The sequence below is a fragment of the Serratia sp. Sp408 genome, assembly GCF_057180665.1.
Genome location: NZ_JBXUFT010000001.1, coordinates 1127557 through 1145006 on the forward strand (window position 1 = coordinate 1127557; position 17450 = coordinate 1145006).

The following is a 17450-nucleotide window of genomic DNA, read 5'->3' on the forward strand; positions in this document are numbered from 1 at the left end:
TGCTAAAGATTATTTTTTGGCCTTCAATAAATAGACAAAAAAGTTACAAATTATGTTTAAAACCCACATCAACCGCACGGTTGAGGTTAAATAGTTGTGATTATCTTTGGATGGAATGTGATATGTCGGACGATAAAACTAACAATTCGCGGCGCGATTTCTTACTCAAATCGATGACCCTGATCCCTGCTGCGGTGATTGGCGGCAGTAGCGTCGGGGCTTTGACCGCGCCGGCAGCCGCCAATGCTGCCAGTAACACACCCGCAACAACTGACGCTTATCAACCCACTTTCTTCACGCCGGAAGAGTGGGCCTTTATCAACGCCGCGGTGGCGCGGTTGATCCCGGCCGACGATCGTGGCCCAGGCGCGCTGGAAGCTGGCGTGCCGGAATTTATCGATCGCCAGATGAATACTCCCTATGCCACCGGTGCCATCTGGTATATGCAGGGGCCATTCAACCCGGACGTACCTAAGGAGCTGGGTTATCAGTTACCGCTGGTGCCAAAGCAGATTTACAATCTGGGCATCGCCGACGCCGACGGTTACAGCAAAAAGCAGCATGGCAAGGTGTTTGCCCAGTTGGATGGCGCACAACAGGACGCGATGCTGAAACAGATGGAAGCTGGTGAAGCCGAGTTCGAACAGGTGCCCGCCAAGCTGTTTTTCTCCTACCTGCTGCAAAACACCCGCGAAGGTTTCTTCAGCGATCCGATCCATGGCGGTAATAAAGACATGGTTGGCTGGAAGCTGATTAATTTTCCGGGTGCGCGCGCCGACTTTATGGACTGGGTTGAGCGAGGGGAACGTTATCCCTTCCCACCGGTTTCGATTCGTGGGGAGAGAGGATAACAATGGCAACGCTAATGAAGAAAAAGGACGTGGTGATCGTCGGGTTTGGCTGGGTTGGCGCCATCATGGCCAAGGAGCTGACCGAAGCGGGGCTGAACGTGGTTGCGCTGGAGCGTGGGCCGATGCGCGATACCTACCCGGACGGTTCCTATCCGCAGGTTATCGACGAACTTACCTATAATATTCGCCGCAAACTGTTCCAGGACTTGTCGAAAAGCACGGTGACCATTCGCCATAACAGCAGCCAGACCGCGGTGCCATACCGTCAGTTGGCGGCATTCCTGCCGGGTACCGGCGTGGGCGGTGCCGGACTGCACTGGTCTGGGGTACATTTCCGCATCGATCCGATCGAACTGCGCATGCGCAGCCATTATGAAGAGCGCTATGGCAAAAACTTCATTCCCAAGGATATGACCATCCAGGACTTCGGCGTGACCTACGACGAGCTGGAACCGTACTTTGACAAGGCGGAGAAGGTGTTTGGCACCTCCGGCAGCGCGTGGTCGATCAAGGGGAAAGTGGTTGGTGCAGGCAAGGGGGGCAACCCGTTCGCGCCAGATCGTTCCGACGATTTCCCGCTGCCGGCGCAAAAGAATACCTACTCTGCGCAACTGTTCCAAAAAGCGGCGACCGAGGTCGGTTATCATCCATATAACCTGCCGTCGGCCAATACCTCGGACTCTTACACCAATCCATACGGCGCTCAGATGGGGCCATGCAACTTTTGTGGCTTCTGTAGCGGTTACGCCTGCTACATGTATTCCAAAGCCTCGCCGAACGTGAATATTCTGCCAGCGCTGCGTATGGAGAAACGTTTCGAGCTGCGCACCAACGCCAACGTACTGAAAGTGAACCTGACCGACGATAAAAAACGCGCTACCGGCGTGAATTACATCGACGCACAGGGGCGTGAAGTGGAACAACCGGCCGATCTGGTGATCCTGGGAGCGTTCCAGTTCCACAATGTACACCTGATGCTGCTGTCCGGCATCGGCAAACCGTACGATCCGCTGACCGGAGAAGGGGTGGTGGGGCGTAACTTTGCCTATCAGAACATGACCACCATTAAAGCGTTCTTCGATAAAAACGTGCACACCAATCCGTTTATCGGTGCGGGCGGCAACGGCGTTGGCGTTGACGACTTCAACGCAGACAACTTCGATCACGCCAAAGAGGGCTTTGTCGGCGGCTCGCCATTCTGGGTCAACCAGGCGGGTACCAAGCCGATTTCGGGCTTGCCGACACCGGCCGGCACCCCGGCCTGGGGCAGCGAATGGAAGGCGGCGGTAGCGGATGCCTACACCCATCATGTATCGATGGATGCGCACGGTGCGCACCAGTCTTACCGCAACAACTATCTGGACCTCGACCCGAACTACAAAAACGTGTTCGGTCAGCCGTTGCTGCGCATGACCTTCGACTGGCAGGAAAACGACATCAAGATGGCGCAGTTCATGTTCAACAAGATGGCTCCGATTGCCAAGGCGATGAACCCGAAACACATTATCGGCAGTCCGAAAAACGCCGACAGCCATTTTGACACCACCAGCTACCAGACCACCCACATGAACGGCGGCGCGGTGATGGGCGAAAACCCGCAGACCAGCGCGGTAAACCGCTATCTGCAAAGCTGGGACGTACACAACGTGTTTTCGATTGGCGCGTCTGCCTTCCCGCAAGGGCTGGGCTACAACCCGACCGGCACCGTCGCGGCGCTGGCGTACTGGTCTGCCCGGGCTATCCGCGAGCAGTATCTGAAGAACCCAGGCCCATTGGTGCAGGCATAAGGACGGCGAGTGATGAAAACAATTGTTTCTGCACTGGTTTTCAGTGCGCTGAGTGTGTCGGCCTTCGCGCAGGATGCGACGGTGAGCAGCGAGCTTATCAAGCGCGGTGAGTATCTGGCGCGTGCCGGCGACTGCGTGGCTTGTCACACCAATGGCAAAAGCGGCAAAGCGTTCGCTGGCGGTTTGGCGATGGAAACGCCGATCGGCACCATATATTCCACCAATATTACGCCAGACAAGAAAACCGGCATCGGTGACTATAGCTTCGAGGATTTCGATAACGCGGTACGTAAAGGCGTCGCCAAAAATGGCAGCACCCTGTACCCGGCGATGCCTTATCCGTCGTTTGCCTTGATCAAGGAAGATGACATGCGCGCCATGTATGCCTACTTTATGCATGGCGTACCGGCAGTGGAAGAGGCTAATCGTGAATCCGACATTCCGTGGCCGTTGTCGATGCGCTGGCCGCTGAGCATCTGGCGCGGCGTGTTCGCCCCGACGCCGGCGGACTTTGTCGCCGATGCCAACGCCGATCCGCTGATCGAGCGTGGGCGTTATCTGGTTGAAGGGTTGGGGCACTGCGGTGCCTGCCACACGCCACGCAGCATCACCATGCAAGAGAAGGCGCTGAGCAATAACGAGGGCTATGACTACCTGTCCGGTAGCAATGCGCCAATCGACGGTTGGGTTGCTTCCAGCCTGCGCGGCGACCATAAGGATGGGCTGGGCAGTTGGAGCGAAGCGGAGCTCACCGAGTTCCTGAAAACCGGTCGCAACGACAAGGCCATCGTGTTTGGCGGCATGAGCGATGTGGTCGAGCACAGCCTGCAATATCTGACCGACGAGGATCTGACGGCGATTGCCCGCTACCTGAAAACGCTACCGCCAAAAGACGGCAAGCAGCAGACAGCGGCACCGGTAGCGGACAGCGTGGCGAAAGATCTGTGGCGCGGCGACGACAGCAAGCCTGGCGCGGCGCTGTACGTTGATAACTGTGCGGCATGCCACCGTACCGACGGCGTGGGCTACAAACGCGCCTTCCCGGCCTTGAAGGGCAATCCGGTCGTACAAACCGACGATGCAACTTCGCTTATCCACATCGTATTGACCGGCAACACCACGCCAGCGGTGAAGGGGGCGGTGTCCAACATCACCATGCCGCCGTTCGGCTGGCGTCTTGACGATCGGCAGGTGGCGGATGTAGTGAACTTTATCCGCTCCAGCTGGGGCAACGACGCCAAGGCCATCAGCGCCGCCGATGTTGCCGATGTACGTAAGGATCGCTCGATGATCCGTGATGAAAAGGCGATGGGCAGCGCCCAGGTGCCGGATCACCCGGACGCGGCGAAGTAAGCTTGCTTGCTGATGATAAAGGCCTCGCAAGAGGCCTTTTTTTGGTTCATCGCGTATTAGCGTGAACCAATAGAAAACGGCAGTCAGAACGTTTAGGTTTATATTCGCCAAAACACCCCCTAAACCTTCAAAACTACCGTCTCTATGAATGCTAACCTGTGTTCCCTGTTCTGGCGCGGCTTTATCGTCAATTCCTTCTCACATCCTTGCGCCTCTTCGCCTACCATCGCCACATTTTCTGCTGAATAAATGGCCATTCTTTGGTTGATGTTGCTGATAAAGTAGTCGGTCAGCCGCATAAATATAGACCTAACCTGCATTTTTAATTATCCTTTGCCGTCTTTTTATCAGTCACAAGAATGAAATTCTGCGTTAATGCATTGTTTTTTCTATTTAGTTTTCGCGGAGAGGGATGTTCCGTTGAGCGCAATCGCTGTCGTTACAGATTAGGGTAAGTTGTCTCATGAGTACTATTTCTCCAGATTCAGGCACGCTGGCGGCGACGCCATCGGCCAAATGGAATAAAACCGACTCCGTTTGGATGTTTGGCCTGTATGCTACGGCGGTGGGTGCCGGCACGCTGTTTTTACCGATTAACGCCGGGCTGAATGGCCCACTGGTGCTGCTGCTGATGGCGCTGTTTGCGTTTCCGTTGACCTATTTGCCGCATCGGGCCCTGAGCCGTTTTGTTCTTTCGGGCTCCAGCCGCGATGGCAATATTCACGATGTGGTGGTCGAGCATTTTGGCGTGCTGGCCGGCAAAATCATCATGGTGCTGTACCTGCTGGCGTTCTTCCCGATCGTATTGGTGTACAGCATTTCGATCACTAACGCGCTGGACAACTTCCTGATCCACCAGTTTCACGTTACGCCACCGCCACGCCTGTGGCTGAGCCTGGCGGTGGTGGCAGTGCTGAACCTGGTGCTATTGCGTGGCAAGGACGGTATCGTTGCGGCGATGGGCATTCTGGTATTCCCATTGTTGGTTTTCTTGATGGGCATTTCGCTTTATCTGTTGCCGCATTGGAATACTGCCCATTTTGTCAGTGGCTTGGCGAGCACTCGCGTCGATAGTCCAGCGTTATGGCATTCACTGTGGCTGGCGGTGCCGGTGATGGTGTTTTCCTTCAGTCATGCGCCAATCATTTCGTCTTTTGCCTCAACGCAGAAGAGCCTGTATGGCGATAAGGCAGAACGTCGTTGCGCGCGTATCATGCGCTACAGCTATGTACTGATCTGCATTACCGTGCTGTTTTTTGTTTTTAGCTGTGTGCTCAGTTTGTCTTATGACGATATGCAACAGGCGAAGGAGCAGAACATCACGGTGCTGACCACGCTGGCGAATAAGTTCTCCAACCCGTTTATCGCCTATCTTGGGCCGGTAATGGCGATGCTGGCGATGGCCAAATCGTTTCTTGGCACCTCACTGGGGGTAACGGAAGGGGCGACCAGCCTGATTGACGGCCTGACGCGCGCCATCGGTAAGCCGTTGGCGGCACGCACCACGCAGCGTATTTCCGCGGTGGTGCTGTTTCTGCTGACCTGGGCGGCGACGGTATGGAACCCGAGTGCGTTGCATATTATTGAAACCATCAGCGGCCCGCTGATTGCGGCAATCTTATTCATCCTGCCGATGTATGCGGTGCGTACGGTGCCCGCCATGCGCCAGTATCGTGCGCTCAGTAACGTCTTTGTGCTACTGATGGGGCTGATTGCGCTGTCGGCCCTGATTTATGGTCTGATATAGTTTTGCCGGCGCACCCGATGCGGGTGCGCCGTTCCCTCCGGTTACAGCTGTTTTCAATTAAACCGTCGCAAAAAACCGTTCAACTTTGATAATGCAAGCAATTCTCATTACTATTCCCTGGTTGATATTTTCGCTAAGGAGTTTCATGTGCAACGTCGAATGACCTCGCTGCTACTGGCCTGTGCTGGCATTTTTTCCACCCAGGCGCTGGCGACCAGCTATCCGCTGACGCTGACCGATACCGCAGGGCAGAGCATCACGCTTAAACAAGAGCCGAAACGCGTGGTGGTACAGGATGGGCGCGATATTCTGACGCTGGCGTTGTTGGATCGTGCCGATCCGTTTAGCCGGCTGGTGGCGTGGAATAATCTGCTGAAGAAGAGCGATGGGGCGACCTGGGACATTCTGAAAAGCAAATGGCCGGAAGCCAACAATGTCATCGACATGGGGTTTAGCGACAAGGGCGAAGTCAATTTGGAAAGCGTCATTGCCAAGCAGCCCGATTTGATGATTGCACAGTTGCGTTCCAAGCCGTCACTGGAGCAGACCGGTGTGTTGGCGCAGTTGAAAAGCCTGGGGGTACCGGTACTGTTTATCGATACCATGCTAAAGCCGGTAGAAAACACGCCGAAGAGCGTCACCTTGCTCGGTGAAGCGCTGGATCGTGAAAAAGAAGCCAAGCAATACACCGACTATTACCAACAGCATTATCAGCACATCATCGATAAAACCACATCCGTTGAGCCCAAGCCGCTGGTGTTCGTGGAAGCCAAGGCCGGTCTGAATGGGCTGGAATCCTGCTGCTTTACCCATGCCCACGTTGGTTGGGGCGGTATGGTGGAAGCGGTGGGCGCGCGCAATATCGGCTCTGAACTGCTGCCGGGCGCTACCGGCGATGTTTCATTGGAAAAAGTCATCAGTATGAAACCGGATGTGTACATCGTTTCCGGCTCGCAGTGGGCTAGCAAAACCAACGCCGCGGTGCCTTTTGGTTACGGTGTCACTAAAGAGCAGGTGGATGCCGCATTTGCTCGCATGAAGCAGCGGCCGGGGTTTGCGCAGGTCAAGGCGATCAAAGATCAACGTTTCTACGGCATTTATCACAACTTCTATAACCATCCATACAACATCGTCGGGCTGGAATACCTGGCGAAGTTTATCTACCCCAGCCAGTTCCAGGATCTTGATCCGGCGAACACCTACAGCGAGATCCTCAAACGCTTTACCGAAGTGCCTGAAGGCCAGGGGATCCTGGGCGCACAGGCGCCAGCCGGCAAGTAATGACGGTATCGACGGTGGGAAGGCCTCTTCCCACCGTATCATCGCCAGCAGCTAGGGTTGTGCGCGGCCAGTCAGTAAGCGCCCGGCGTATAGTTGGCGATCAGTTCCAGAATGCCGTTGATAATAAATTGCACACCCATACACACCAGCAGGAACCCCATCAGACGTGAAATGGCCTCGATGCCGCTTTGACCGACCAGTTTCATGATCGCGCCAGAGCTGCGCAGGCAGGCCCAAAGGATCAACGATACCGCTAAAAACGTCGCCACGGGTGCCGTCAGCAATACCCAGTGCGCAAAGCCGAGGGTGTTTTCCTTGATGCTGGAAGCGGAGCTGATGATCATCGCGATGGTGCCCGGCCCGGCGGTGCTGGGCATTGCCAGCGGCACGAAGGCGATATTGGCCGAGGATTTACGCCGCAGTTCGGTGGTTTTAAGTTCGACCTCCGGTGCTTCATCAGGCGTTTGCTGGGGAAACAGCATGCGAAAACCGATAAAGGCGACGATCAGCCCGCCGGCAATACGTAAGCCGGGAATCGAAATGCCGAAGGTACTCATCACCAACTGACCGGCGTAAAACGACACCGTCATGATAAAGAACACGTAAATGGATGCCATGCGTGACTGGTTGTTGCGCTCTTCACGCGTCATATTGCCGGAAAGTCCCAACAACAGTGCAACGGTCGTCAGTGGGTTAGCCAGAGGCAACAGTAATACCAGCCCGAGCCCAACGGCCTGGAATAATTGCAAAATGCTGTACATCGAACCCCATCTCCTGAACATGCTGAAACGTTACCCTGTATTCAGGGTAGCCTGTGTACTCGTTGCGGCAAACTGTTATTTATTCGATGGTGAATACAGACAATTGACGGCGTCACGGGCTGCCAACCGGAGGAACGGCAGCGTGGCAAGCGACAGGCTTGCGGCTCCTGAGTTCGTCAAGCGTCAGGCCAACAACTATAATTATTCCTTTCTTGCTAACCGAGCGGGATTAATCACAGGTGGAGGCACGCATGAAACAACTCATTTTATTGGGCGCAATTCTGTTCGCCACATTTGCCGGCTTTTCCAGTGCTGAAGACACACCGTCGCAAGCGCCCGCCAGCAAAAATGGTCGCTCGGCCGCGCCCGCCGCAGAGAATGACGAGCAGGGCAGCGGCATCACCGAGCGCGGTATCAAGGGGCCGGGATCCCTGGGAGCCAGGGGCACGGAAGGGGCTTGTGCAGAGCTGTGCACCGAGCATAAACAATGCCTGACCAGCGTGCCGACCAGGAATTGCGACGATTCGGCAGCCGAATGCCAGCGTTGCCTGACGGAGCAAAAAAACCAGCCTGGCAACAAAAAGTAGCCATCGGCAGCCCGCTATCCTGGCCGGCGGCAAGCGCGGGGGACGAGCTTGGTCTCTGGCGTTTGCCTGCGCCGGCAGTGCTCGGCGACTCATGTCTGGCGGTTGACCTATTTGCCGCACCTGGCACCGAACCTTATGCATTACGCCGTCGTCAGCTTCGTCGACAGCGGCGTTCGAGATATCCATTGCCAGCGCCGTCGTTTACGCTATTGTTCCGCCGCCAATGTTACTTTCCCGTTCGCCTCCCTTGTATGCCTGCTGAACTGGCCGCGGTGATTGTATGCCGCACTCAGGCAGCGGCGTATCTCCGGCAGCTGCTGAGCGCGCAGCTGCGTGGTATTTAGCATGGAATATCAAAAAAGGTGGCTGGATGCACCGCTTCTTTGGGTGCTACAATCGCCGTTCCGTTATGGCGTAACAACATAGTGCATTTTAAATTGTGTACCTATGCGTGTATATATTCGGCAGGGTAAAGCCGGATAGCGTCGATAACCTCATGTAGTTAAACGATATTGTATTTCTTCATGTGATCTGTCGTGTGGGTCACCACTGTAGATAAGGAATTATTAATGCCTGTTATTACTCTTCCTGACGGAAGTCAGCGTCACTTCGACCATGCCGTTTCCCCTATGGATGTTGCCCGTGATATCGGACCCGGTCTGGCTAAAGCCTGTATCGCCGGTCGGGTAAACGGTGAACTGGTCGACGCCAGCGATCTGATTGAATCCGATGCGCAATTGGCGATCATTACCGCCAAAGATGCCGAAGGCCTGGAAATTCTGCGCCACTCCTGTGCGCACCTGCTGGGTCATGCCATCAAACAGCTGTGGCCGAACACCAAAATGGCCATCGGCCCGGTAATCGACAACGGTTTCTATTATGACGTTGACCTTGACCATACCCTGACGCAGGAAGACCTGGATCTGCTGGAAAAGCGGATGCACGAATTGGCCGACAAAGATTACGATGTCATCAAACAGAAGGTCAGCTGGCAAGAGGCCCGTGACGCCTTTGCCGCCCGTGGCGAAAGCTACAAAGTGGCCATTCTGGATGAGAACATCAGCCATGACGATCGTCCTGGCCTGTATCACCATGAAGAATACATCGACATGTGCCGCGGCCCGCACGTGCCGAACATGCGTTTCTGCCATCATTTCAAATTGCAGAAGATTTCGGGCGCCTACTGGCGCGGCGACAGCAAAAATAAAATGCTGCAACGCATCTACGGTACCGCCTGGGCGGATAAAAAGCAGCTGAACGCTTATCTGCAACGTCTGGAAGAAGCTGCCAAGCGCGACCACCGCAAAATCGGCAAGCAGCTCGATCTGTACCATATGCAGGAAGAAGCGCCGGGCATGGTGTTCTGGCACAACGACGGCTGGACTATCTTCCGCGAGCTGGAAGCCTTTGTGCGTATGAAGCTCAAAGAGTACCAGTATCAGGAAGTGAAGGGTCCGTTCATGATGGACCGCGTGCTGTGGGAAAAAACCGGGCACTGGGAAAACTATAAAGACGCGATGTTCACTACGTCATCAGAAAACCGTGAATATTGCATCAAGCCGATGAACTGCCCGGGACACGTACAGATCTTCAATCAGGGCCTGAAGTCTTACCGCGATCTGCCGCTGCGCATGGGTGAGTTCGGCAGTTGCCACCGCAACGAACCGTCTGGCTCGCTGCATGGTCTGATGCGCGTACGTGGATTTACCCAGGATGACGCCCATATCTTCTGTACCGAAGATCAGGTGCGCGCCGAAGTCAACGAATGCATCCGTATGGTCTATGATGTCTACGGTACTTTTGGTTTCGAAAAGATCGCGGTGAAGTTGTCCACCCGTCCGGAGAAGCGCATCGGTACCGATGACATGTGGACCCGAGCCGAGGAAGACTTGGCCGCCGCACTGACCGAAAACGGCATTCCGTTTGAATATCAGCCGGGTGAGGGGGCCTTCTACGGACCAAAAATTGAATTTACCCTGCATGATTGTTTGGATCGTGCCTGGCAATGTGGTACCGTGCAGCTCGATTTCTTCTTACCGGGCCGTTTAGGCGCGTCGTACGTCGGCGAAAACAACGAACGCGTAGTGCCGGTAATGATTCACCGTGCCATTCTGGGCTCCATGGAGCGTTTCATCGGTATTCTGACCGAAGAATACGCCGGGTTCTACCCGACCTGGATTGCCCCGGTACAGGTGGTGGTGATGAATATCACCGATAGCCAGTCTGATTATGTCCAGCAATTAACCAAAAAACTGCAAGATGCAGGTATTCGGGTGAAAGCAGACTTGAGAAATGAGAAGATTGGCTTTAAAATTCGCGAACATACTTTACGTCGAGTTCCTTACATGTTGGTGTGCGGTGACAAAGAGGTCGAAGCAGGCAAAGTTGCCGTTCGTACCCGCCGTGGCAAAGACCTGGGGAGCCTGGACGTAAATGAAGTCGTAGACAAGCTGCAAAAAGAGATCCGCAGCCGTAGTCTTCATCAACTGGAGGAATAAAGTATTAAAGGCGGAAAACGAGTTCAACCGGCGCGTCCTAATCGCATTAACAGAGAAATTCGCGCGCAAGAAGTTCGCCTAACCGGCGTCGATGGCGAGCAGATTGGTATTGTCAGTCTGAATGAAGCTCTTGAAAAAGCTGAGGAAGCGGGCGTTGATTTAGTAGAAATCAGCCCAAATGCCGAACCGCCAGTTTGCCGAATCATGGATTACGGCAAATTCCTCTACGAGAAGAGCAAGTCGACAAAAGAACAGAAGAAGAAGCAAAAAGTTATTCAGGTCAAGGAAATCAAATTCCGACCTGGTACCGATGATGGCGACTATCAGGTCAAACTACGCAACCTGATTCGCTTTCTGGAAGATGGCGATAAAGCCAAAATCACCCTGCGTTTCCGTGGGCGTGAAATGGCGCACCAACAGATCGGTATGGAAGTGCTTAACCGCGTCCGTAAAGACCTGTGTGAAGATTCTGATCTGGCCGTTGTCGAATCCTTCCCTACGAAGATCGAAGGTCGTCAGATGATCATGGTGCTCGCACCCAAGAAGAAACAGTAAGGCTTCCAAGTAATGAATCCCGCGCGGCGCTTGCGTTGTGCGGGTTTTATTCGCCTCACTGATTCGTTGTTTAACAATGCGAAGTGGATTTAATTAAAATGCCTAAGATTAAAACTGTACGTGGTGCAGCCAAGCGCTTCAAAAAAACCGGCAGCGGTGGCTTTAAGCGTAAACATGCTAACCTGCGTCATATTCTGACCAAAAAAGCAACCAAGCGTAAACGTCACCTGCGTCCAAAAGGCATGGTGTCTAAGAACGATCTGGTCCTGGTTACTGCGTGCCTGCCGTACGCATAAGCCACTTTTTTTGAATCAAGAATAAGACTTTAGGAGAGAGCATATGGCTCGCGTAAAACGTGGTGTAATTGCACGCGCACGTCACAAGAAAATTTTGAAACAAGCGAAAGGCTACTACGGTGCCCGTTCGCGCGTTTATCGTGTTGCCTTCCAGGCAGTAATCAAAGCAGGTCAGTATGCTTACCGTGACCGTCGTCAACGTAAGCGTCAGTTCCGTCAGCTGTGGATTGCACGTATCAACGCAGCTGCCCGTCAGAACGGTCTGTCTTACAGCAAATTCATTAATGGCCTGAAAAAAGCCTCTATTGAAATCGACCGTAAGATCCTGGCTGACATCGCCGTATTCGACAAAGTGGCCTTTGGCGCACTGGTTGAAAAAGCGAAAGCAGCACTGGCGTAAGTCAGTAGAAGAGGGGGCTTGCTCCCTCTTTTAATCTTTGTAATCCAACAAATATTGACTTTTATTGGCTGACGCTATATCACTGGTGTTCAACCAATGCATAAGGTAACGCAAGCATGCACGCTGCTATTTTCCGTTTCTTTTTTTACTTTAGCGCCTGATTTCAGGAGGCTTTGCGCGTAAGAAAAGAAACGAAAAGTAGCGCCTAAGCCTCCCCTGTGGAGGCTTTTTTGTTTTTGTCCGTCTTCTTCGCCTTTCAAGCCGTAGCGTTGTTGGCTGCACCCGTTTACCCCAGTCACTGACGTGAGTAAGCGTCTGGGGATGCTCAGTTGGCTGCCTGGCTACGACGTGAAATTCTTTGAAGATTTGCGAAAGGCGTGTTCGAATAATAGATAACAATTACTTAGGGCCATATCGGCCAAAGGAAGAGGAAAGCAATGCCACATCTCGCAGAGCTGGTTGCCAATGCCAAAGCAGCCGTAGAAGATGCCCAGGATGTTGCCGCGTTGGATTTGGTACGCGTCGAATATTTAGGCAAGAAAGGCCATTTTACCTTGCAGATGCAATCGCTGCGTGACTTGCCGGCAGAAGAACGTCCGGCGGCCGGGGCAGTGATCAACCAGGCAAAACAGCAGGTTCAGGATGCGCTGAATGCACGCAGGAACACGCTGGAGTCTGCTGCGCTGAACGCCCGTCTGGCGGAAGAAACCATCGATGTCTCCCTGCCGGGACGTCGTTTGGAAAACGGCGGTCTGCACCCGGTAACGCGCACCATCGACCGTATTGAAACCTTCTTTGGCGAACTGGGCTTTTCGGTTGCCACCGGTCCGGAAATTGAAGACGATTATCACAACTTTGACGCACTGAATATCCCAGGGCATCACCCGGCGCGCGCCGATCACGATACTTTCTGGTTTGACGCCACGCGCCTGCTGCGCACCCAGACTTCCGGCGTGCAGATCCGCACCATGAAGAACCAACAGCCGCCAATCCGCATCATTGCACCGGGCCGCGTGTATCGTAACGATTACGACCAGACCCACACACCGATGTTCCACCAGATGGAAGGGCTGATCGTTGATAAGAACATCAGTTTCACCAATCTGAAAGGTACGCTGCACGATTTCCTGAACAACTTCTTTGAGGAAGATCTGCAGGTTCGTTTCCGCCCATCTTACTTCCCGTTTACTGAACCGTCCGCCGAAGTGGACGTGATGGGCAAAAACGGCAAGTGGCTGGAAGTTCTGGGCTGCGGCATGGTGCACCCGAACGTATTGCGCAACGTGGGTATCGATCCGGAAGTCTATTCCGGCTTCGCCTTCGGTATGGGCATGGAGCGCCTGACGATGCTGCGTTACGGCGTCACCGATCTGCGCGCATTCTTCGAAAACGATCTGCGTTTCCTCAAACAGTTTAAGTAAGGCGGGAATATCACATGAAATTCAGTGAACTCTGGTTGCGCGAGTGGGTAAACCCGGCCGTCAGCAGCGAAGCATTATCCGATCAAATCACCATGGCCGGCCTGGAAGTGGACGGCGTAGAACCCGTCTCCGGTGCCTTTAACGGGGTGGTTGTCGGGCAGGTGGTTGAGTGCGGTCAGCACCCCAATGCCGACAAACTGCGCGTTACCAAGGTTAACGTCGGCGGCGATCGTCTGCTGGACATTGTCTGCGGCGCGCCAAACTGTCGTAGTGGCCTGAAAGTGGCGGTGGCCACCGTCGGTGCCGTATTGCCGGGTGATTTCAAAATCAAGGCCGCGAAACTGCGCGGCGAACCGTCGGAAGGCATGCTGTGCTCATTTTCCGAGCTGGGTATTTCCGACGATCACGATGGCATCATTGAACTGCCGGAAGACGCGCCAATCGGCAGCGATATTCGTGAATATCTGCAGCTTGACGACAACACCATTGAAATCAGCGTCACGCCAAACCGTGCCGACTGCCTGGGCATCATCGGCGTTGCGCGCGACGTCGGCGTATTGAACCAGCAGGCATTGACCCTGCCGGACATGAGCCCGGTTGCCGCGACCATTAGCGATACGCTGCCGATTCGCATTGAGGCGCCAGAGGCTTGTCCGCGTTATCTGGGCCGCGTGATCAAAGGTATCAACGTCAAGGCGCCAACGCCGCTGTGGATGCGCGAAAAACTGCGCCGTTGCGGTATTCGTTCAATCGATGCGGTGGTTGATGTCACCAACTACGTGCTGCTTGAGCTGGGTCAGCCAATGCACGCCTTCGATCTGAGCCGCATTGCCGGCGGCATTGTGGTACGTATGGCCCACGAAGGCGAAACCCTGACGCTGCTGGACGGCAGCCAGGCCAAACTGAACGCCGATACCTTGGTGATCGCCGATCATCAACAGGCGTTGGCGATGGGCGGCATCTTCGGCGGCGAACACTCTGGAGTCAATGACGCTACGCAGGACGTCCTGCTGGAATGCGCATTCTTCAGCCCGTTGTCGATTGCCGGTCGTGCGCGTCGCCATGGTCTGCATACCGATGCCTCACACCGCTATGAGCGCGGCGTTGATCCGGCCTTGCAATACCAGGCAATGGAACGCGCTACCCGCTTGCTGGTTGCCATTTGCGGCGGTCAGGTTGGCCCGGTGATTGACGTGACCAATGAAAGCAGCTTGCCGAAGCGCGCGACTATTACGCTGCGTCGTGAAAAACTGGATCGCCTGATCGGTCACCCTGTGCCAAGCGAACAGGTGAGCGACATCTTGCGCCGTCTGGGCTGTGAAGTTAGCGAGCAAGGCGAAAACTGGCAGGCAGTGGCGCCAAGCTGGCGTTTCGATATGGAAATCGAAGAAGATCTGGTGGAAGAGGTGGCGCGTATATACGGCTACAACAATATTCCTGACGTGCCGGTGCGTGCCGATCTGGAGATGACCAAACACCGCGAAGCGGATTTAACGCTGAAACGCGTGAAAACTCTGCTGGTCGATCACGGCTATCAGGAAGCGATCACCTATAGCTTTGTCGATCCTAAAGTTCAGGCGCTGCTGCACCCGAATGAAGACGCGCTGATCTTGCCAAGCCCGATTTCGGTTGAGATGTCCGCGATGCGTCTGTCGCTGTGGACTGGCCTGTTATCTGCGGTGGTGTATAACCAGAACCGCCAGCAGACCCGCCTGCGACTGTTTGAAAGCGGCCTGCGCTTTGTGCCTGATAGTACGGCAAATCTGGCTATCCGTCAGGACGTCATGCTGGCAGGGGTGATCGCCGGCCATACCCATGACGAACACTGGGATCTGGCAAGAAAGCCGGTAGACTTCTATGATTTAAAAGGAGATCTGGAATCTGTACTCGAGCTGACGGGCAAATTGTCCGACATTCAGTTCAAGTCGGAGGCCAATCCGGCATTGCACCCGGGGCAGAGTGCGGCAATTTATTTGCACGGTGAGCGTATCGGTTTCATCGGTGTGGTTCATCCGGAACTTGAACGTAAACTGGATCTTAACGGCCGTACCGTGGTGTTTGAACTGGAGTGGAACAAGGTCGCAACCCGCGTCGTGCCTCAGGCGAGGGAGATTTCTCGCTTCCCGGCAAACCGTCGAGATATCGCTGTGGTGGTGGCTGAAAACGTTCCGGCAGAAGATATTTTGGCAGAGTGTAAGAAAGTTGGCGCAAATCAGGTAGTTGGCGTAAACTTGTTTGATGTGTACCGTGGCAAGGGCGTGGCAGAGGGTGATAAGAGCCTGGCTATCAGTCTGGTATTGCAGGATACCGCTCGTACACTGGAAGAAGAGGAGATAGCAGCTACCGTTGCAAAATGTGTAGAGGCTCTAAAACAGCGATTCCAAGCATCCTTGAGGGATTGAACCTATGGCGCTTACTAAAGCTGAAATGTCAGAACACCTGTTTGAAAAGCTCGGGCTTAGCAAACGGGACGCTAAAGACCTGGTAGAACTGTTCTTTGAAGAGGTCCGCAGAGCTCTGGAGAACGGCGAGCAGGTGAAACTGTCAGGTTTTGGCAATTTTGATCTGCGTGACAAGAACCAACGTCCGGGACGTAACCCGAAAACCGGCGAGGACATTCCTATTACGGCGCGCCGCGTGGTGACTTTCCGTCCGGGGCAAAAGTTGAAAAGCCGGGTGGAAAACGCGAGCCCGAAAGAGTAACTTGCGTAAAACAAAAAAGGCCGCTACTGCGGCCTTTTTCTTTAGTATCACGGTTTATTGACCTGACGATAATCAATCCTCTTGTCGTTATTTTATTTTACCTTTTGTGCATAATCTTTTTGCTTGGCAGTAATTGCGGAGTTTTCTTATTGTCTTAGTCTTCTTTGGTACTTCTTTAATAAGATAAAAAAGGGGGCGTGGCCCCCAGACGATTAACGACGATCGTAATGGTGGTGTGAGTCGCCTGGGCCACCATAATGGCCGCCGCCCCGGTGCGGCCCGCAGCAGCAGGCGCTGAGCGTGGCGGCCAGCAGGGTGATGGTGATGAACATTCCGATACGTTTCATAATAATATCTCTGGTTGAATTTCATGGGGCTATAAATACCGAGCGAAGCTACGGTTGGTCAGTAAATGGTTATATACCGCTAGCGCTTATAGTAATTAAATAACCTTGATTTAAACGTAAGCATTGCGTAAAGGAGTTGCAAACGATACGAAAATAGGCCAAAGAGCAATAGGCGATAAATAACCTCCTTGTTATAAAAGAGCCAGCTGCAAAATAGAGAGAAGACGTAAATGAAAAAGAGGCTGTTGCTGGTATGTTTACCGCTGTTGCTGCCGTTGGCGGCGCAGGCGGAGGTTTCTATCGATATCAATGTACCTGGCGCATCCGTGCATCTTGGCGATCGGGATCATCGCGGGTACTACTGGGATGGCTACGACTGGCGTCCGCCACAATGGTGGCATGCCCACCAGGGACGGGGCTTTGGCGAACGCAATGCCCGCGGTTATTATTGGGATGGCGGTCGTTGGCAGCATTCACCGCCGCGCGGTTATGGCCCAGGCGGTAATGGCGGGCATCACGACGGTGGCCAACGCCATGATGACCACCACGATCGTCCGCAGCATGATGACCATGACAGAGGGCCGGGCAATAATCACGACCGCCATGAGCACGCACGGGGAGAGGGCAATGGCAACGATCGTGGCGCTCGACACGATGACCGGCCTTATTCGCAGCATGGCAACGGCGCGCATGGCTGAGTATTGACGCCGCGGCGGTTGATTTTGCGTTCATCAAGCGTGAGCGACAGCATCAGCCGCCGTTTTCCCTGGTTTCTGCTTTACAAACACTTCCCCTGACGGCGCTAACCCCCTAATATTTGACCCAAGACGTCAATTATCTGGCCATTCTCACGGCCGACAGGG

The 17450-nt window shown here is 54.2% G+C and carries 17 protein-coding genes and 1 other annotated feature; of the genes, 15 read left to right on the forward strand and 2 right to left on the reverse strand.

The window, feature by feature from the left end:
- The first annotated feature begins 122 nt into the window (after nucleotides 1–122).
- From AC2AXP_RS05350 to AC2AXP_RS05370, 5 genes are all read left to right on the forward strand, one after another.
- Nucleotides 123–851 (forward strand): gluconate 2-dehydrogenase subunit 3 family protein, encoded by a 729-nt coding sequence (locus AC2AXP_RS05350; RefSeq protein ID WP_039992169.1) that lies wholly within the window; start codon nucleotides 123–125, stop codon nucleotides 849–851.
- A gap of 2 nt (nucleotides 852–853) precedes the next feature.
- Nucleotides 854–2638 carry a GMC family oxidoreductase gene (locus AC2AXP_RS05355; RefSeq protein WP_088499679.1) on the forward strand — a complete coding sequence of 595 codons (1785 nt, stop codon included), beginning with the start codon at nucleotides 854–856 and terminating at the stop codon, nucleotides 2636–2638.
- Nucleotides 2639–2650: 12 nt separating this feature from the next.
- On the forward strand, nucleotides 2651–3991 hold the full coding sequence (locus AC2AXP_RS05360; protein WP_484381459.1) for a c-type cytochrome: 1341 nt from the start codon (nucleotides 2651–2653) through the stop codon (nucleotides 3989–3991).
- 463 nt (nucleotides 3992–4454) lie between these two features.
- The gene (locus AC2AXP_RS05365; protein WP_039992168.1) at nucleotides 4455–5738 is read left to right on the forward strand and encodes an SLC5/6 family protein; all 1284 of its coding nucleotides are present in this window, start codon (nucleotides 4455–4457) and stop codon (nucleotides 5736–5738) included.
- Between the two features lie 147 nt (nucleotides 5739–5885).
- Nucleotides 5886–7019, forward strand: a complete 1134-nt coding sequence (locus tag AC2AXP_RS05370; protein ID WP_039992166.1) for an ABC transporter substrate-binding protein — start codon at nucleotides 5886–5888, stop codon at nucleotides 7017–7019.
- Between the two features lie 71 nt (nucleotides 7020–7090).
- On the opposite strand, the gene AC2AXP_RS05375 is transcribed toward AC2AXP_RS05370, so the two are convergent.
- Nucleotides 7091–7780, reverse strand: coding sequence for a MarC family NAAT transporter (locus AC2AXP_RS05375; RefSeq protein WP_004963684.1), 690 nt, complete (start codon nucleotides 7778–7780; stop codon nucleotides 7091–7093).
- Nucleotides 7781–8031: 251 nt separating this feature from the next.
- Between AC2AXP_RS05375 and AC2AXP_RS05380 the strand changes: the two genes are divergently transcribed.
- The 9 genes from AC2AXP_RS05380 (at nucleotide 8032) to ihfA (ending at nucleotide 16240) form a co-directional block, all read left to right on the forward strand.
- Entirely contained in the window at nucleotides 8032–8367 is a 336-nt protein-coding gene (locus AC2AXP_RS05380) for a hypothetical protein (RefSeq protein WP_484381460.1), read from the forward strand.
- A gap of 569 nt (nucleotides 8368–8936) precedes the next feature.
- Nucleotides 8937–10865, forward strand: coding sequence for a threonine--tRNA ligase (gene thrS, locus AC2AXP_RS05385; RefSeq protein ID WP_039992165.1), 1929 nt, complete (start codon nucleotides 8937–8939; stop codon nucleotides 10863–10865).
- Nucleotides 10866–10868: 3 nt separating this feature from the next.
- Nucleotides 10869–11420, forward strand: a complete 552-nt coding sequence (infC, locus tag AC2AXP_RS05390) for a translation initiation factor IF-3 (protein WP_071586675.1) — start codon at nucleotides 10869–10871, stop codon at nucleotides 11418–11420.
- 98 nt (nucleotides 11421–11518) lie between these two features.
- A complete protein-coding gene (gene rpmI / locus AC2AXP_RS05395; protein ID WP_004931418.1) occupies nucleotides 11519–11716 on the forward strand; it encodes a 50S ribosomal protein L35 in 198 nt (65 codons plus the stop codon).
- Between the two features lie 43 nt (nucleotides 11717–11759).
- Nucleotides 11760–12116, forward strand: a complete 357-nt coding sequence (rplT, locus tag AC2AXP_RS05400) for a 50S ribosomal protein L20 (protein ID WP_004963673.1) — start codon at nucleotides 11760–11762, stop codon at nucleotides 12114–12116.
- Nucleotides 12117–12227: 111 nt separating this feature from the next.
- Nucleotides 12228–12351: a sequence feature (Phe leader region), on the forward strand.
- On the forward strand, nucleotides 12233–12277 hold the full coding sequence (pheM, locus tag AC2AXP_RS05405; protein ID WP_121626058.1) for a pheST operon leader peptide PheM: 45 nt from the start codon (nucleotides 12233–12235) through the stop codon (nucleotides 12275–12277). It overlaps the preceding feature by 45 nt.
- Before the next feature lie 202 nt (nucleotides 12352–12553).
- Nucleotides 12554–13537 (forward strand): phenylalanine--tRNA ligase subunit alpha, encoded by a 984-nt coding sequence (gene pheS, locus AC2AXP_RS05410; protein ID WP_004963667.1) that lies wholly within the window; start codon nucleotides 12554–12556, stop codon nucleotides 13535–13537.
- Nucleotides 13538–13551: 14 nt separating this feature from the next.
- Nucleotides 13552–15939 (forward strand): phenylalanine--tRNA ligase subunit beta, encoded by a 2388-nt coding sequence (gene pheT, locus AC2AXP_RS05415; protein WP_004963665.1) that lies wholly within the window; start codon nucleotides 13552–13554, stop codon nucleotides 15937–15939.
- Between the two features lie 4 nt (nucleotides 15940–15943).
- Complete coding sequence (gene ihfA, locus AC2AXP_RS05420) at nucleotides 15944–16240, forward strand: integration host factor subunit alpha (RefSeq protein WP_004943604.1); 297 nt, start codon at nucleotides 15944–15946, stop codon at nucleotides 16238–16240.
- A 212-nt stretch (nucleotides 16241–16452) separates the two neighbouring features.
- Here ihfA and AC2AXP_RS05425 read toward each other — a convergent pair whose 3' ends face one another.
- A complete protein-coding gene (locus tag AC2AXP_RS05425) occupies nucleotides 16453–16587 on the reverse strand; it encodes a hypothetical protein (protein WP_484381461.1) in 135 nt (44 codons plus the stop codon).
- A gap of 230 nt (nucleotides 16588–16817) precedes the next feature.
- Between AC2AXP_RS05425 and AC2AXP_RS05430 the strand changes: the two genes are divergently transcribed.
- Nucleotides 16818–17285 carry a DUF2502 domain-containing protein gene (locus AC2AXP_RS05430; RefSeq protein ID WP_071586674.1) on the forward strand — a complete coding sequence of 156 codons (468 nt, stop codon included), beginning with the start codon at nucleotides 16818–16820 and terminating at the stop codon, nucleotides 17283–17285.
- Nucleotides 17286–17450: the final 165 nt, after the last annotated feature.

What these genes read in the sequence shown, in the direction of transcription:
- AC2AXP_RS05350 (WP_039992169.1), top strand. Translation starts at nt 123, where the DNA reads ATGTCGGACGATAAAACTAACAATTCGCGGCGCGATTTCTTACTCAAA.
- AC2AXP_RS05355 (WP_088499679.1), top strand. Translation starts at nt 854, where the DNA reads ATGGCAACGCTAATGAAGAAAAAGGACGTGGTGATCGTCGGGTTTGGC.
- AC2AXP_RS05360 (WP_484381459.1), top strand. Translation starts at nt 2,651, where the DNA reads ATGAAAACAATTGTTTCTGCACTGGTTTTCAGTGCGCTGAGTGTGTCG.
- AC2AXP_RS05365 (WP_039992168.1), top strand. Translation starts at nt 4,455, where the DNA reads ATGAGTACTATTTCTCCAGATTCAGGCACGCTGGCGGCGACGCCATCG.
- AC2AXP_RS05375 (WP_004963684.1), bottom strand. Translation starts at nt 7,780, where the DNA reads ATGTACAGCATTTTGCAATTATTCCAGGCCGTTGGGCTCGGGCTGGTA.
- AC2AXP_RS05380 (WP_484381460.1), top strand. Translation starts at nt 8,032, where the DNA reads ATGAAACAACTCATTTTATTGGGCGCAATTCTGTTCGCCACATTTGCC.
- thrS (WP_039992165.1), top strand. Translation starts at nt 8,937, where the DNA reads ATGCCTGTTATTACTCTTCCTGACGGAAGTCAGCGTCACTTCGACCAT.
- rpmI (WP_004931418.1), top strand. Translation starts at nt 11,519, where the DNA reads ATGCCTAAGATTAAAACTGTACGTGGTGCAGCCAAGCGCTTCAAAAAA.
- rplT (WP_004963673.1), top strand. Translation starts at nt 11,760, where the DNA reads ATGGCTCGCGTAAAACGTGGTGTAATTGCACGCGCACGTCACAAGAAA.
- pheS (WP_004963667.1), top strand. Translation starts at nt 12,554, where the DNA reads ATGCCACATCTCGCAGAGCTGGTTGCCAATGCCAAAGCAGCCGTAGAA.
- pheT (WP_004963665.1), top strand. Translation starts at nt 13,552, where the DNA reads ATGAAATTCAGTGAACTCTGGTTGCGCGAGTGGGTAAACCCGGCCGTC.
- ihfA (WP_004943604.1), top strand. Translation starts at nt 15,944, where the DNA reads ATGGCGCTTACTAAAGCTGAAATGTCAGAACACCTGTTTGAAAAGCTC.
- AC2AXP_RS05425 (WP_484381461.1), bottom strand. Translation starts at nt 16,587, where the DNA reads ATGAAACGTATCGGAATGTTCATCACCATCACCCTGCTGGCCGCCACG.
- AC2AXP_RS05430 (WP_071586674.1), top strand. Translation starts at nt 16,818, where the DNA reads ATGAAAAAGAGGCTGTTGCTGGTATGTTTACCGCTGTTGCTGCCGTTG.